Source organism: Flagellimonas ochracea, assembly GCF_009903685.1.
Taxonomy (GTDB): domain Bacteria; phylum Bacteroidota; class Bacteroidia; order Flavobacteriales; family Flavobacteriaceae; genus Flagellimonas; species Flagellimonas ochracea.
The window spans coordinates 816,168-832,246 of record NZ_JAAABI010000002.1 but is presented as its reverse complement, the minus strand read 5'-3'; the positions used below and the strand labels follow the sequence as shown (position 1 = coordinate 832,246).

At 39.5% G+C, this 16,079-nt stretch carries 14 protein-coding genes and 1 tRNA gene; 5 read left to right on the top strand and 10 right to left on the bottom strand.

Annotated elements, in window-relative coordinates; all coding sequences use genetic code 11:
• Nucleotides 1–12: 12 nt before the first annotated feature.
• The gene (locus tag GTQ34_RS09395) at nt 13–2,211 is read right to left on the bottom strand and encodes a S9 family peptidase (protein ID WP_166523514.1); all 2,199 of its coding nucleotides are present in this window, start codon (nt 2,209–2,211) and stop codon (nt 13–15) included.
• A 177-nt stretch (nt 2,212–2,388) separates the two neighbouring features.
• Between GTQ34_RS09395 and GTQ34_RS09390 the strand changes: the two genes are divergently transcribed.
• Nucleotides 2,389–3,705, top strand: a complete 1,317-nt coding sequence (locus tag GTQ34_RS09390; RefSeq protein ID WP_166523513.1) for a hydroxymethylglutaryl-CoA reductase, degradative — start codon at nt 2,389–2,391, stop codon at nt 3,703–3,705.
• On the top strand, nt 3,705–4,613 hold the full coding sequence (locus tag GTQ34_RS09385; RefSeq protein ID WP_166523512.1) for a GYDIA family GHMP kinase: 909 nt from the start codon (nt 3,705–3,707) through the stop codon (nt 4,611–4,613). Before GTQ34_RS09390 ends, GTQ34_RS09385 begins: the two co-directional genes overlap by 1 nt.
• Before the next feature lie 48 nt (nt 4,614–4,661).
• Here GTQ34_RS09385 and GTQ34_RS09380 read toward each other — a convergent pair whose 3' ends face one another.
• The 7 genes from GTQ34_RS09380 to GTQ34_RS09350 all read right to left on the bottom strand — a co-directional run bounded on the left by GTQ34_RS09380 (nt 4,662) and on the right by GTQ34_RS09350 (nt 12,439).
• Entirely contained in the window at nt 4,662–6,782 is a 2,121-nt protein-coding gene (locus GTQ34_RS09380; RefSeq protein ID WP_166523511.1) for a peptidylprolyl isomerase, read from the bottom strand.
• 84 nt (nt 6,783–6,866) lie between these two features.
• Nucleotides 6,867–8,156 carry a hemolysin family protein gene (locus tag GTQ34_RS09375; protein WP_166523510.1) on the bottom strand — a complete coding sequence of 430 codons (1,290 nt, stop codon included), beginning with the start codon at nt 8,154–8,156 and terminating at the stop codon, nt 6,867–6,869.
• A gap of 2 nt (nt 8,157–8,158) precedes the next feature.
• Nucleotides 8,159–8,362, bottom strand: coding sequence for a hypothetical protein (locus tag GTQ34_RS09370; RefSeq protein WP_166523509.1), 204 nt, complete (start codon nt 8,360–8,362; stop codon nt 8,159–8,161).
• Nucleotide 8,363: 1 nt separating this feature from the next.
• Nucleotides 8,364–8,966 carry an LPS export ABC transporter periplasmic protein LptC gene (gene lptC / locus GTQ34_RS09365; protein WP_166523508.1) on the bottom strand — a complete coding sequence of 201 codons (603 nt, stop codon included), beginning with the start codon at nt 8,964–8,966 and terminating at the stop codon, nt 8,364–8,366.
• Between the two features lies 1 nt (nt 8,967).
• A complete protein-coding gene (locus GTQ34_RS09360; protein WP_166523507.1) occupies nt 8,968–10,341 on the bottom strand; it encodes a hypothetical protein in 1,374 nt (457 codons plus the stop codon).
• A 103-nt stretch (nt 10,342–10,444) separates the two neighbouring features.
• A complete protein-coding gene (locus GTQ34_RS09355) occupies nt 10,445–11,710 on the bottom strand; it encodes a BamG family beta-barrel-assembly machinery protein (RefSeq protein ID WP_166523506.1) in 1,266 nt (421 codons plus the stop codon).
• On the bottom strand, nt 11,711–12,439 hold the full coding sequence (locus GTQ34_RS09350) for a type III pantothenate kinase (RefSeq protein WP_166523505.1): 729 nt from the start codon (nt 12,437–12,439) through the stop codon (nt 11,711–11,713).
• Between the two features lie 105 nt (nt 12,440–12,544).
• Here GTQ34_RS09350 and GTQ34_RS09345 point away from each other — a divergent pair.
• Together GTQ34_RS09345 and GTQ34_RS09340 are read left to right on the top strand one after the other, a co-directional pair.
• A tRNA-Phe gene (locus GTQ34_RS09345) sits at nt 12,545–12,617 on the top strand.
• A gap of 86 nt (nt 12,618–12,703) precedes the next feature.
• Nucleotides 12,704–13,750 carry an AbiH family protein gene (locus GTQ34_RS09340; protein ID WP_166523504.1) on the top strand — a complete coding sequence of 349 codons (1,047 nt, stop codon included), beginning with the start codon at nt 12,704–12,706 and terminating at the stop codon, nt 13,748–13,750.
• 18 nt (nt 13,751–13,768) lie between these two features.
• On the opposite strand, the gene GTQ34_RS09335 is transcribed toward GTQ34_RS09340, so the two are convergent.
• Complete coding sequence (locus GTQ34_RS09335; protein ID WP_166523503.1) at nt 13,769–14,548, bottom strand: hypothetical protein; 780 nt, start codon at nt 14,546–14,548, stop codon at nt 13,769–13,771.
• A gap of 132 nt (nt 14,549–14,680) precedes the next feature.
• On the opposite strand from GTQ34_RS09335, the gene GTQ34_RS09330 reads away from it, so the two are divergent.
• Nucleotides 14,681–15,355: a hypothetical protein gene (locus GTQ34_RS09330; RefSeq protein ID WP_166523502.1), complete on the top strand. Its 675-nt coding sequence runs from the start codon at nt 14,681–14,683 to the stop codon at nt 15,353–15,355.
• Between the two features lie 160 nt (nt 15,356–15,515).
• Here the strand turns inward: GTQ34_RS09330 and GTQ34_RS09325 are convergent, their stop codons facing one another.
• Complete coding sequence (locus GTQ34_RS09325) at nt 15,516–15,869, bottom strand: hypothetical protein (protein ID WP_166523501.1); 354 nt, start codon at nt 15,867–15,869, stop codon at nt 15,516–15,518.
• Nucleotides 15,870–16,079 lie beyond the last annotated feature (210 nt).

Genomic DNA, 16,079 nt, shown 5'->3' with positions numbered 1-16,079 from the left:
TTTGGTGTTTGGTTACAAATTTTCCTTGATGAAATTGGTCATTTTGGTATATAAGTGCAAACGGGTATTGCCTCCATAAATACCATGGTTTTTATCGGGATAGATGGCCCAATCAAATTGCTTGTTCGCTTGCACTAGGGCTTCAATCATCCGCATAGAGTTCTGTACATGTACATTGTCATCTCCTGACCCGTGGACCAACAGATATTTACCCTTCAACAATTCTGGATAATTAAAAGGAGATTCATTATCATATCCTCCAGGGTTTTCTTGAGGTGTACGCAGAAAACGTTCTGTATAAATGGTATCGTAGAAACGCCATGAAGTAACTGGTGCCACGGCAATAGCCATCTCAAAAGTATCATTCCCTTTCAACAAGCAATTGGTACTCATATGTCCCCCAAAACTCCAACCCCATATACCGGTTCTTTTCTCGTCCACATAGGGCAGTTCACTCAACTTTTTGGCAGCAGCAATTTGATCTTCGGTTTCGAATTTCACCAAATTCAGGTAGGTTACCTTCTTAAAGTCACGCCCTTTATATCCAGTTCCCCTGCCATCTACGCAAACTACAATATAGCCTTGGGAAACCAGCATTTCATGCCAATAATCGTTGCTGGCAAACCACTTGTTCGCCACCTGCTGAGAGCCTGGACCGCTATATTGGAACATAAGCAGAGGATACTCCTTGTTTGGGTCGAAGTCGGCCGGCTTCATCATCCACATGTTCAAATCATTTCCATCAATGTTGATGGTGGAAAATTCTTTGGGAACCAATTCATACCCTTCCAACTTATTCAATAAGTCCGAATTGTCCTTAATCAATCGGCCTTTCGAAATCAACTCATTATCCTGATTATAATCTTTCATTCGCTTACCTTTTGCCACTTTGTGCAATGTAAACTCATAGGGAGTAGTAGCACTTGAAAAGGTATTGATGTAATAGGTATAATCAGCACTAAAGGATGCTGAGTTGGTCCCGGTCTTGCTGCTCAGCCTCTCTTTATTTTTACCATTACTTGAGATGCTGTATACATCTCTGTTAATGGATCCGTTTTCCACAGATTGATAATAAACCTTGTCCTTGGACTGGTCATATCCATAATAACTTGTGACTTCCCAAGGTCCTTGGGTTATTTGGTTTTTTAGCTTTCCATCCTTTTTATATAGATATAAATGATTGTATCCATCCATTTCGCTGGTCCAAATAAAACTGTCATTCTCTAAAAAAGTCAAGTCATCGTCCACGTCAACATAGGCCTCATCTTTCTCCTGCAAAAGCAAGGACACCGAATTGTCTTTGACATCCACCTTATGGAGTTTCAAATCATTCTGATGTCTATTTATGGTTTGAACGCTCAAATGGTCTGGATTGTTCATCCATTTTATTCTTGGGATATAGTAAGCGCCTCCCAAATCTACATTGGAAATTTCCCCAGAATCGACATCGTATACGTGGAGTGTAACCTTAGCGTTTTCTTCCCCTGCCTTGGGATACTTGAATTCATATTGAAAGGGATACAGGTTCTGTCCGTAAACGTCCATCGAAAAATGGGGCACTTCGGTCTCATCAAATCGTAAGAAAGCAATCTTGGTTCCATTGTTATTCCATTCAAAAGCCCGAACAAATGCAAACTCCTCTTCATATACCCAGTCGGTCACCCCATTGATAATGGTTCCCCTTTCGCCATCGGTGGTAATCTGCTTTGTGGTTCTGGAAGCGATATCAAATACATATAAGTTGTTGTTCAGCACATAAGCCACTTTTGAACCATCTGGAGAGAGTGTGGGCTCTTGAATCTTGGTTTCTGATATCTTTATCAGCTTTTTGGAAGCTATATCATACACATAGTAAATGCCCAAGCGAGAACGACGGAATATAGGTTCAATTTCGGTGGCCAGCACTACTTTTGACTCATCTTCACTGAATTCGTAAGAGGTAAAAAAAGGCACAATGGCTGAGGAAGCAACAATGGTCTCCACCTTTTCTAACGACTCATAGTCGTACTTGTCAATACTACTTGATTGCGGTATGCTACCAAAATTAAGTATGGTGTACTGTTTTCCATTTTTCATAGATCGTAGCACATCCATTTGCTCAGTCCTGAACGCACCTCCCCAGATTTCTTCTAGGGTTATTCTTTTCTTTTGGGCCAATGAAAATGTAAGGAATCCGAAAACAAACAGAATCAGAAGGAACTGTTTTTTCATGAAGTAAAAAATTGATTAAAAACTATCAAGTTTACTAATATTTATTCAGAAATTAAACTTTGCTGTTATATTTATAACAATAATCAGTACAAAAATTGCAGGCAAATAACCTGTAGCGTTGCAGTGTACAGCCCAAATCGGCAATATCCTTATCTTTGAATCCTTTAACCCAGCTTTATGAACGCTCCTGTAGAAGGATTTTCAAAACTGACCAAGGCCGAAAAAATTGATTGGATTACTAAGAACTATACCCAAAATCCCACAACTGCCAAACAGCTGTTGGAACGGTACTGGAACCCTGAGGAAGCAGTGCAAAAACTGCACGATGAGTTCATAGAAAACACCTTATCCAATTACTACTTGCCCTTTGCCATAGCTCCCAATTTCTTGATCAATGGAAAGCTTTATGCCATTCCCATGGCCATTGAAGAAAGTTCCGTGGTGGCGGCCGCTAGCAAAGCTGCCAAGTTCTGGTCGGATCGGGGAGGGTTTAAAACTAAGATTTTAGGTACCGAAAAAGTAGGTCAAGTTCATTTCATATACACTGGGGATTACAAAAAATTGGAAGCTTTTTTTGAGGAAATAAAACCACAGCTCTTGGCCAGCGTTTCCACTATAACCCAAAAGATGGAAAAAAGGGGCGGTGGAGTCAAAGAGATTGCCTTGCGTAATTTTAGCGAAAAAATCCAAGGGTACTACCAGCTGCATTGTACGTTTGAGACCTTGGATGCGATGGGGGCCAATTTCATCAATTCCTGCTTGGAACAGTTTGCAAAGACATTAAAGGAAAAAGCCAGTTCATATTCAGGATTTACCACTGAAGAAAAGGATCTTGAGGTGGTCATGAGCATTTTATCCAATTATGTACCCAACTGTTTGGTAAAGGCCGAGGTGAGTTGCAAAATTTCGGATTTGGATGAAGGTGATATATCTGGGGAGGTTTTTGCGCAAAAATTGGTGCGTGCGGTGGACATTGCCAAAGCGGAACCCTATCGCGCCGTTACCCACAACAAAGGCATTATGAACGGTATAGACGCCGTGGTTTTGGCAACTGGAAATGATTTTAGGGCCGTGGAGGCAGGAATACACGCTTATGCCGCCAAGGATGGACATTATAGTAGCTTGACCCATGCCAGTATTGAAAATGACGTTTTCAGGTTTTGGATTGAGGTGCCACTAGCATTGGGTACAGTTGGTGGTTTGACTTCTTTGCACCCCATGGTAAAACTAGCTTTGGAAATATTGCAAGAACCCACAGCCCGAGAGCTTATGCAAATTGTTGCGGTAGCTGGATTGGCACAAAATTTTGCCGCCCTGCGCTCGCTGGTGACCACAGGTATCCAAAAGGGACACATGAAAATGCATTTGTTGAACATGCTGAATCAATTGGGAGCCTCGGAACATGAAAAAAAGCAATTGGTAACTTATTTTAAAGACCACACTGTAACCAACGCTTCGGTAAAGGAAGCGTTAGAAAGAATCCAATCAAAATAATGCAACGGGAATTTTACAGCAATGGCAAATTGTTGCTTTCTGGAGAGTATGCCATTTTGGATGGTGCTCTTGGTCTGGCCGTTCCAACAAAATATGGACAATCCCTAAAAGTGACCTCCATGGCCTCAGGCCTTTTGGAATGGACAAGTTTGGATGAAAAAAACACCGCATGGTTCCAAGGCAGATTTGACTTAAAAAGCCTTTCCGTTATTTCTTCCTCAGACAAAGCAGTTAGTGCAGCCTTGACCAAATTATTGTTGGAAGCCAAATCGCAGAATCCAAGTTTTCTTTATTCTTCCAAAGGTGTACGAATTGAAACCAAGATCGACTTCCCGAGGGAATGGGGATTGGGTTCGTCCTCCACTCTGATCAACAATATTGCTCTATGGGCTCAAGTTGATGCCTATCAATTATTATGGAATGCCTTTGGTGGTAGTGGATACGATATTGCCTGTGCGCAAAATGATGGCCCGATTACTTATCAATTGGAGAATAGCACTCCCATAGTGAAAAAAGTGTCATTTTCACCCCTTTTTAAGGATGGTCTTTATTTTGTGTACCTCAACAAAAAGCAAAGTAGTAAGGAGGCCATTGCGAACTATCGAAAAAAGCAATTTGACACCGCTCAACTTGTTTACAACATTTCTTTAATAACCAAAAAGATGATTTCCGCTCAAAGTCTGGAGGAATTTGAAACCCTGATGATGGAACATGAGAATGTCCTTTCAAGAGTGCTTGGCATACCTACCGTCAAATCTCTACTATTCCCAGATTTTCCAGGCGCAATCAAAAGTCTTGGTGCTTGGGGCGGGGATTTTGTTTTGGCTACGGCAAATGAGAATCCTTTGCGTTATTTTTCTAAGAGAGGTTTCAATACCGCAATCCCATTTTCAAAATTGATTTTATGAGAAAAAAAAAGCCCCATAAATGGGGCTTTAAACTTTCTAAATTACTTCTTAATAAAAAGTAGCTCGTTTATCCTCTATCTCCGCTTTTTCTTTCAATGCATTGTAAACTTCACCGTTTACCCTGTTCGCAGCACTGGTTTTAAGGCTGTTGGCATAGGTGCTAAAATTTTCAACTTTGGGGGCATCCTCTTTTTTGGTGACCTTTATTTTGAATACGCCAGTCTCACCTTCAATTAAATCCGATGTTTGCTCTTGGTCCAAAGCAAATGCCGTCCCTACGACCAGAGGTTCTCTTCCCGCTCCTGGAATTGTCGGAGATTTTATGGTTAATGCAGAGGCACTGTTCACAGTTACATTATTATCCGAAGCTATTGCATCCAAATCCTTGTTTTGGTTGGCCGCGATTATCTGTTCTGCTTTCTTTTCCTTTCTAATTTCTGGTAAAGCGGTCGCCGATGCTTCTTCTGGGGTCATCAATCCTTCTTTGTACTTTTTGGTCAGCTGTACCACAGCATAACCATTGTTTACATTGAATCTTCGAATATCCCCCACTTTAGTGTCATCGTTGAAAGCCCATTGTACCACGCTTCGCTGCGAAGCAAGACCTGGCAAGTTTTCATCCATTTCCTTAATCTTGTTGACTGGACGTACTGTAAAGCCTCCGTCTTTGGCAATGTCTCCGAAAGCCTCTGGTTCAGCATCCAAAGTTTCCATCTCGAACTTGGTAGCTTCGGTGAACAACGTATTTATGGTTTCTTCTGAAGGTTCAACCTCCCTTGCCAACGTAGCCACCTGAACAACATCTTGTTTGTCGTCTATTTTGATTACGTGATACCCAAATTGGGTCTCGACCAAACCAATGGTTCCTACAGGATTCCCAAAAGCAAAATCGTTGAAGGCATCTGCCATTACTCCTTCTTGGAAGTAACCCAAGTCTCCCCCTCTTGGCGCGGAGGGCCCATCTGAATTTTCTCTCGCCAATGTGGTAAACACTACATCCGCTTTTTGTGCCTCGGCCAAAATTTCCTTTGCTCTTGCCTCTGCTTCCTCTTTGGTTCTGGTTATGTTGGGGTTGGCTCTTTCAGCGCCTTCCCACACAAAAAGAATGTGGCTGGCCTTTACCGAACCATTGCTTTTCTTGTCCATGATTTTGGAAATCTTGAAGAAGTCACCATCACGATATGGGCCATGTAACTCTCCCACGGACAAAGCCATTAAGGTATCCGCCACACTGGATGGCAAATCTTTCTTTGCTTTGTAAATGGTATCGAACTTTATATCCGAGTTTCTATCCAAAAAAGCTTCCATATTCTGCGTATTTCTAAAGCCCGAAATAGTATCGGTTGTATTTCTTTCTTCCATATATTCCACGGTATCGCCAACCAATGAGACCACCGCATCTTTTACTGCCTTTTCATCCTCTGCGGAAGGTTTTTCCTCAAAATATACAAAACGGATGTCTCTGGCCTTTTCCTGCTCAAAATCATCCTTATGTTGATTGATATACGCCTGAATTTCGCTCTTGGACACCTGAATGGTACTATCTGGGATACTGCTATAAGGAACACGAACATATTGGATGTCCACTTTTTTGTTGGATGCGTTATAATCAAACTCCCCTTCGGCAAGAGTGGCAGCAACCCCACCTTTTATCAAATTGAAGTAAATACGTTCCTTGGCGGCTTGTATGATGGACTTTTCGTCTTGTAGCCATGCATCATAGCGCAGGGGATCGTTGGCTTTCCAATCAGCAATGGCACTCTTGAAAACCTCTTCATTAAAAATTCCATTCTCATCTTGGAAATCTGGGATTTGTGCATACCCCGAAGTTTTGACGAATTCTATGATCTGGTCACTTTCAACTTCAATGCCCAAATCTTCGAATTGTTGGTTTAGAATTGCTTTTCTTACCTCTTGATCATAAACCGTGTTCACCAATTGCATGGAGGAAAAATTGGGTCCATATCTGCGGGAAGCGGTCTCCACTTCCTTTCTGAAGTCGTCAATGGAAATATTTTCTCCATTTATCTCTGCTACAGCGGAGCCCACTTTGCCCCCACCAAAGTCGTTGCTTGTGAAGACCCCTGATATTACAAAGGCAAACAATGCCATACCTATAATAAGGATAAGCACTGTTGTGCGTTTTCTAATATTCTCTAATATTGCCATTTTACTGCGTGTTTTCTATAATTTCAGTGGGCGAAAATACTATTTTCTTTTCAAATAGGAAAGCTTAAAAGCTTGTGGATGTTGTTAATCCTCGCTATGAACATGCACGGTGACCAGGTCAATTTTGGTATTGGACACTTCGAGGATATGAAAGGTGAAATTATCCAGTTTAACTTCGGAGTCCTGTTCCGGGATTTCTCCTGTTTCGTTTACGATTAATCCGCCCAAAGTTTCGTACTCCTCGCTATCCGGAAGCTCCAACTTGTAGTTTTCGTTGATGTAGTCCACTTCCAACCGCGCCGAAAACTTGTAAACATTTTCGCTGAGCTGTTCTTCGTGAAGGTCTGTGCTGTCGTGTTCGTCCTCTATTTCTCCAAATAGTTCTTCTATGATGTCTTCCACGGTCAAAATTCCAGAAGTTCCTCCATATTCATCTAAAACAACGGCTATACTTTTTCTTTTTTTGGTAAGGACATTTAGAATGTCTTGAATGAGCATGGTTTCTGGTACGAACTCAACCGGCAACAGGATGCTACGGATGGTTTTGGGCTTTTTAAAAAGCTCGTAGGAATGCACATATCCGATTATCTCGTCTATACTTTCTTTGTACACCAATATTTTGGAAAATCCGGTTTCGGTGAACAATTTGGTGAGGTTTTTTGGGGTTTCATCCAAATCGACTGCAGTGATTTCGGTTCGAGGTACCATTACTTCCCTAGCCTTTACAGCTGAAAACTGTAGGGCATTTTGAAAAATCTGAATTTCAGAATCCACTTCGTCCTCTTCCTCCACGGTTTCCATTTGTTCTGTAATATAATCTCCCAATTCCAGTTTGGTGAAAGTGAGCTGTACCTCATCACCCGTGGTCTTGAACAATGTTTTCAAGACAAAATCGGATACTTTGATAACAAACCATGAGATGAAGGAGAAAAGGATATAAAAGAAATAGGCTGGAACAGCAAAAATCTTTAAAAGGGTATTGGAGTAAATTTGAAACAGGACCTTGGGCAAAAACTCGGCGGTGAGCAAAATTATAATTGTAGATATCAGCGTTTGGCTCAACAGACTGAACTGCGTCAGCAGGGAATCGAAAAACTGGGACCCAGTGGGAAGGAGTTCTTGAAACCATTCCATTAATAAATCCCCCATGAACAGCCCATAAATAACCAGAGCAACGTTATTGCCTATAAGCATGGTAGCAATAAATTTGGAGGGTTTTTCGGTTAGCCACGTAAGCACTTTGGCCAAGAGACCTTCTTGTTTCTTTTCAATCTCTATATGAATTTTGTTTGCAGAAACGAAAGCGATCTCCATTCCGGAGAAGAATGCTGAAAACAGCAAAGAAAGTACTATTATGAGCAGGGAGGTATCCAACGTTATTGTTGATTATCCTTTTTTCTTTGTTCAAATCGCTTGCGATATCTTCTTCTGAAGATGAACATGGCTATGGAAACTACGGCAAAAAAGATGAAAATGTAGGTTTCCTTCGGTTCTGCGCTCCAAAGTGTGGCTATCTTGTATATGGATATTACAGCCACGGCCAAATAGAGGTATTCGGTGTATCGTAAAATTTTGATCATATCAGTCTTTTTCTTTTATGGTCATTAGGCCATAAGTCTTATGGGCTTTAAAGAAACTAAAATCTTTGTTGAAGTCCATCCCCTCCCCATCCATAACCGTACCGTCCTCTGGATTTGTATAGGTGAATGTTTCCTCGGTGAAAATCCAATTATTTTTTCGATCGTAAAACAGTTGTGGGGTCTCCAATTTTTTTCCATCATGACTTTCTATAACCACATTGCCTTGCAGATCGATGAGATTGGTTTGGGAATACACAATACCATAATCGGCGATAATAACACTTTTTTGGTCATTCTCGTCAAAAAAATCCACTTTCAAACCTTCTGGAAAGGTACGAAACTTAAAGTTTTGGTTGTCATAGTCCTCGGTTACTGGACTGGTCAATATAGCTATGACCCTTGATCTAGAAGAGTCTTGGGTATTCAATTCTTTTACTGCTTCGGTATAGGTCAGGGTAAAATTTTTGGCCACGCCTTGTGGAAAAACTGGTTTTACCGCTTCTTCTCCAACTCTTTTATAGTCATCCTCACAGGATATAAAAAGGATTGCCACGGCGAAAGCCGTGGCAAAACACTTTAAGTTATGTACAAATGTTTGTTTCACATTATAGATTCGGCACTGTTACGCTACCTCCAACCCAACAGTTAAAAGAAACGGTCTTGCCGGCCATTCCAGAGCTGAAAATCATCTCCTTTGTAGGTGCCTTGGCCGCATAGCTGGTTGCGGACTGACTGGCCCTACCGCTCAATGATGGATCTACCCTACCGGCTTTTCTGGCCATATCGGCTGCTTTCCAGTAAATGGCTCTTTTCTCAAAAGGAGTACTTCCACATGCATTGGCACTGCTAGCATAGAGGTTTGCGATAAGCAAATAAGCTTTTCCATTGGACGGGTTGGCATCCACCGCTTTAAGAGCATAGCTTCTAGCCTGAGACTTGCTGCTTCTGCGCACTGTAGTGGCAATTTTGTATAGGATGTTGGATTTTTTATAGGAGTCCGTTTCCAACTCAACTGCTTTGTTAAAGTCAGCTATGGCACCTTTATTGTCACCGGCTTTTTGTTTTAATACCCCACCATACATATAGGCACTGGCTGAAGGTTCCAAGGCCAATTGTGCTTCAAATAATTTTCTAAACATCGGGTCATCGGTACATTCTTTGGAGAACATTCTACCTACAGCGCGCTTTACCCAATTTACGTCACCTTTTTTGGCCTCGTAGCTCTTTTCGTAAAGAGGAATCAAATTGCCACAGTCGGCAAGTGCACCCAATTTTGAATCGATACTTGCGGCTATTTTACCATACGATTCAGAATTGGTCTCATAAACTTTTTTTCCTCTTTTTTCCTTGGAAGTGAGTGCAGTTCCTGCATCTTCTTTTTCCAAGATCTTTTGAAGGGAAGCGGTCAACTTTTTGTTTTCCTCTTCTACTTTTTCAGTTACGTCATCGTATACATCAAACACTTCCTGAAGGTCTTTTTTGCCTGCTCCGTGAAGATCTACCAAACTGGAAAAGTAGAGGTAAAGTGCCTTGGGGTTTTTGAAATTTACCCTGTCTTCCTTGAAGGCCTTGTCCAGCATTGTATAAAGCTGTTCGTCGGAAGCCATTTTTTCATCATAGGAAAGGAGTGCTTTGTCTATCGCAACCCCTGCTTTGGAAAATTTATTGGGGAAATACTTAAGACTATTGTCATACAAAGCCATAAGGTCTTGGACATATCCATCTTTGTCGGCCCCTGAGGAATTTTTGATTTTGTGAGCCAAAATCTTCTCCCCGTAGGAAAAGTTGGCCTTGTTAATATCTGGACAGCTCTCATAGACCATTTTCCAAGGTTCATAGGCTGCATCGTAATTTTTAACCTTTGCGTGTTCTGCATAAATGGAAAGATTGGTCATGCACTCTGGATTTTGTGCTTGAGCCATACTTAATCCCACCGACATGATTGCCGCTATCATCGTTAAGTAGTATTTCTTCTTCATCTTACTAATTTTAAAGTGGTTAATGTACAAATTTTCATTAAAAAAACATCTTAAAGAAATGTATAAGAATGGTTGTTTAAGGATTTTTGAAAAAATTTTCTTGTTAATTCACCCTTCGTTTAATAAACCATCTGTCATTTAGAGACAATCCTACATTGATTTTAAAATAACTTTCTTCAATTAAGTTGGCATCTGTTGTTCCTCTTCTGCCCAACTCAAATCCTAAGTTGAGATTGGAAAAACTGTTGCCCAACGGTAACCCAAACCCAAAAGTTATGCCAAAATTATTTATTTCCTTATTGTTCACTTCCAAACCTGTAACATCGTACCGTACCCCTGCCCTATAGGTAATCCTTTTAAAATAACTGGAGAGTGAACGGTAATCGGGAATAAAATAAGTGCCGAAGGCGAACGTACTCGCATCGTTATAGGCTACATTATCTATCCCCAAAAAAGCATTGTCAAAGTCCCCAAAGTTTTGAAAACTGTACTCCCCTCCCATGAACCACTTTTTATTTTCCCCAAAACCGAGTCCCACAGTTGTTCTAGTTGGTATTTTCAATTCTGTGTTTCTAAGGTTTCTTGCATCCAAATCAACATCGATAACCTCTATTTCGTCGCCGGTCACCAAAGAAAAAGAACCCAAACGCTCCGAGTTTTTGGAAACAAGGTTGCCCTGGGTGTTGACCACTACGGAAGTGTAAAGCGTATACTTATCTTTTATGGTTGGTGTATAGTTTAGTGAATAGTTGAAATCGTACCCATTAATGCGCGATTCTCTATTGTCCAATGTACCAAACTGGACGTTTTCAACATTTTGAATGCGCTCATACTCCAATTTTCCAAAATTGAAATTGATTGTGGCTCCTAGACTCAAGTTTTTGATCGGTTGAAATCCTATGGAAGCATATACCCTATTGAGCCCTCCTTCACCTGTAAAAACATTGGTCACCGTGGAACCATCGGTATTGGTGGATTCCTGCCTTAAACTATAGCCTACCGAGGAAAGAGGCATCAAACCAAAACCCATTCCAACATTTTTACCAACAGGAAAACCAATTGATAGATAATCCAAATTGGTCACACCAATATTTTGTTCTTCGGTAAAATCCTTCAATCTAAATTCGGTGTGTGAAAGTCCCGCGGTGTATGTGGTAAGTTTCAGTTGTGAATAGGCTGCTGGATTATTGAGATTGATGTGGATACTATCTGCATACATGCTTATTCCCCCCATCATTTGATTTTCTACCGTTCCGTTGTTCCTTAAATCTCCAATGCCAAAAAATGAATATGGTGATATGGTACCATTTTGCGCGAAAAGACCATGGGCCACTACGCAAAAAAATGCAATGATGAATTTCCTAACCATTTAGCGTTTGTTGTATTCTAGCAAGTGATTTAGCCCCTCCAGGAGAAATTTAGAATTCGCAAATATGGTGTTTTTTAGTCTTTTGGCAAAAAAATGGGAGTCGCCGCCTGTTAAAATAACTGTTAAATCTTGAAAGCGGGAACGATATTGGTCTATTACCCCGTCCACTTCCGTAGAAACACCGTTGATAACTCCGCTATGCATGCATGCCGCCGTGGAATTTCCAATAAAATCCAGCAATTCTTCAGGTTCCAACATAGGAAGTTCTGCCGTTTGGTTGTGCATGGCTCTATACCGCATTCGGATTCCTGGTGAAATGGCCCCTCCGACATATTCGCCACTGTCGTTTACCATATCATACGTAATGCAGGTACCTGCATCAATGACAAGGGTATTTCCTCTTTGATTATGGTAAAAGGCCGCCGTGGCCAAGGCCACCCTGTCCATACCCAAAGTATGGGGGGTTGTATAACTATTTTTAAAAGGTACCTTCGAACTACTGGAAAGTACATGGACCTTACTAAATAAGGCCACGATATCACGCTCTTTTCTATCCAGTTTTCCTACCGAGGAAATGATGGCATGGTCAATGTTGGGGTAGTGGTCAAAGATTTCTTTTATTTTGGATAAAAACAGTTCCGATTCCGAGCTGTCGTAAAAAAGCATCGTGCCATTTCTAAAAACAGCATACTTGATTAAGGTATTGCCTATGTCAATGACCAGGTTCATATTGCAAAGATGGAGATTTGGAAAAAAACCAATGCCTTTTTTCCGGTTTTTGTTTGTATATCCTATTTTTGAAATTATATTTGCACCCGCTTAATTATAAAGCATGGTACCTTAGCTCAGTTGGTAGAGCAACGGACTGAAAATCCGTGTGTCCCTGGTTCGATTCCTGGAGGTACCACCCCAAACCCTCACATCTTCAATGATAGTGGGGGTTTTGTTTTTTGGTTGACAAAAGGGTTGACAATATTCTAATTATTTAAATGAATGAATAGACTTGCGATTATAGGAAATGGTTTTGATATTGCTTTGGGTATACCAACTACGTATCAAGACTTTTTGGTGTGGTATTTGAACAATAAAGTGCTTCCGAGTCTTACGTACGAAAGAAGCTATGAAGATGATTTATGGCTAATTGACTTAAAAATGGGAATTTACGTTCCGGATAGATGTCAGAAAAAAAACCTTAAACCTACATTTGAAGCCATTATAGCCGCAAATCAGGCAAATTCATCAAAGTCGTTGCCGCTCCTTTTGCAAACCATGGTCAGTAAATTAAATAGCAATTGGGGTGGATTTGAATCGAGCTATTTTGAACTGTTATGTAAGCATCAGGCAAGTTTAAAGATCGTTATAAAATTGAACAAAGAATTAAACTCGATAGAAATCCTTTTGACAGAATATCTAAAATCCATTGACAGTTTGGGGAGTGTTAACGAGCCATTTGAATTCAATGAGCTTTTCAAACCTATAGATTTAAATTTTGTTGATGAGCCGTCCAATCCTGGATTTGAACCCTTTAACTACAATATTGAAAAAATACTTGTTCTTAATTTCAATTATACCTCTACTACCTCGAATTTAATACAGTTGCTTGGTGATAATGGAAAAGACATAGATATCATTCATGTTCATGGCCAACTTGATTCAGAAATGAACCCAATCATTTTTGGATATGGCGATGAAACTCATCCTGAATTCAACAAACTGAAAGATCTTAATAGTGATGATCATTTAGAACATTTTAAGTCATACAAGTATTCGAGAACAAACAATCTAAGATTGCTAAACAATTTTATTTCAGCCCAAAGTTTTGATGTTCATCTAATCGGTCACTCTTGCGCTCTTAGTGATAGAGTTTTGCTATCTACTATATTCGAGCATCGAAATTGTTTCTCAATTGTTCCATATTTAAGAAAAGGTGTCAATAATTATTTTAAACTTCAAACCGGCATTTCAAGGCACATTGAGAGCATGTACGAATTCAGGCAAAAAATCATGATTGAACCCCAGTGCCCAAAGTTTAATCGGTGATTCCAGTTAATGTCTTACTCAACCAGAATCTTCCGAAAGATATTTCATAAAACCATTTGCCAATGCAGTACATTGATAGTAAGCTTGATCCCCTGTATTGCTCGCTCTCCCTTCAGCTGGATTATAAATGAGTCCCAATACTCTAAGGTCATTAAAAAGAAATTGGAATTCATCTTCTGGGTACTTACTTATCATTCTTCTTCGTTTATTCACCACTGATTCAAAATCAAATTCTGTGTTCTCCATTTCCTTTTTATGTATATCTTTTTTATACTTAAATACTTCCTTTTGCTTACTTGAAGCTTTGGAGTCAGATGCAAACATGGCTAGTTCCACATCTTTCGCGTTTTCACTTATAATTCGCAAATCCTTTAATTTTTCCCTCAGATCATGTAGATCAACCTCTGTTTCAACGAACATTTTTAAAATCAATACCTGATCATCATTTAGCCTAACACCCAAATCCAAATACCGGGTTGTGTAATCATAAGGTTGGGGATCCACAATATGTCCAAATACAACTTTACGCAATCTTTCAATTTTACTTTCAGTGTTTGCCCTACTTGCATTGATTATTGCAGTCTCCAATAAATCCCGGACCTCTTGGCTACTCGATTTTTCGAATTCAAATTTTGGGTCATGTTTTTTTAGCAATTCCTCCAACCCAAATAACAATGATTCAACTCTTTTTATCTTGGTCTCTGATTGGGCGTGTCCTAAAATTTCCAAGGTAAAGGTGGCAACCCCCTGGGCATATACAGGGTCTCCTATTAACGCTGCCGCTATTCCAGGCACCATTATTTTCGAAAGAATTATTAATGATTTTTTCCAAATTTCTACATCCTCCTTTTTCCTTTGTAGGTAAATGTTTACAGATTAAAATTAATACTTTTATCATGACCTAAGTACTTAATAATAAATCTGAAAAGTTTGGAAGAACACACTGATGAGAAAAATTTATTGCCAGCCAATATTGAGAAGGAGATATTTGAAACAAGTCTGGATTTATCATTAGATTTTGCCGAAGTCGGTCTTGATACAATTTTAGAAAATGATTTAATCAAAGAAATACCGATTGTGAAGACCGCTGTGGCTTTCTATAGTGTTGGAAAGGAACTACACAAAAGACATCACATAAGGAATATATTGACCTTTCTCGGTGAATTTCATTCAGGCGTAATATCTCCAGAGAAATTAGATAAATTCAAAACAAAGTTTGAAGGTAATCCAAAATTTAGGAACAAAGTACTAGAGTTAATAATAGTCCATAATGAAAGGTTCAACAAGACTATTAAAGCAAAAATAATGGGTAATCTCTTCAGGGCATATATTAACGGCCATTACGACTATGAAAGATTAAATCATCTTTTGGAGATTTTGGAATCAATTACGGTAAGGGCATTGAAGATTTTAGAGGCAATGGGAAATGGTGGAAGATGGGATTATCACTATCACACTAGAACCGAAGAGTGGCTTGAGAATATAGGATTCAAAAAGAGTGAATTTTCGTTGTTGCAATCATGTGGATTAATAATCCAACAAGGGTCTATGATGCGAACAACGAAAGATGGAATAGCTATTTATGATTTTGGTTTGTCTATTTAAAAGCCAAATCGCGCACGTTCATTGTTACCTTATTTCAATAAAAAAAGGAGTAGATTTTTGAAAACCCACTCCATATTATTGCCTTCAACCGTTACAATTCTTTAGTTACCAGGTTAATATTAACCTTTAAGGTTTAATTATAGGTAGGTTGAAACATCGGCTAACGGTTATCCGCATCCGTCATAAACGACCAGACACCGTTTAATTTGATCTCACACCACTGGCCCTTTAAAACACTAAGATTGTAACCATTGAAGGTAGTCAACTCTTGATAAGGTGTATAAGTATTACCAGTATGCACCCTTACTTTATAAGTACCTTTAAAGTTCAATAATAGATTGCTTCCGCGCTGGCTAACGGAATAAATCTGAAAAACGTCAATTAAGTCATTTTCTTCAAAATCACAAATCGAAATTACTGGTCCGACCAAAGCTGGATTATTTGCTTTGGAAGAAATTGTAAGAGAAAAAAAGACAAATACTAGGGTAAGCGCAAAAGTAGGTAGTGCTCTCATAAGAAAGGGATTAAATTGGATTAAAAAATATTTTCTGAAATGTTGCTCAAAAAGACTTACAAAATATTATACGGCAATAAGTATGGCATTAGATGTTTTTCAATATGTTTTTAACATTTTTTTAAAATAATAATCAATTTTTTTCTTAATTTTCAGATATCTCATTGATTTATATCACCATATCTTTTCAATACTTCAAAATTGGTTTAA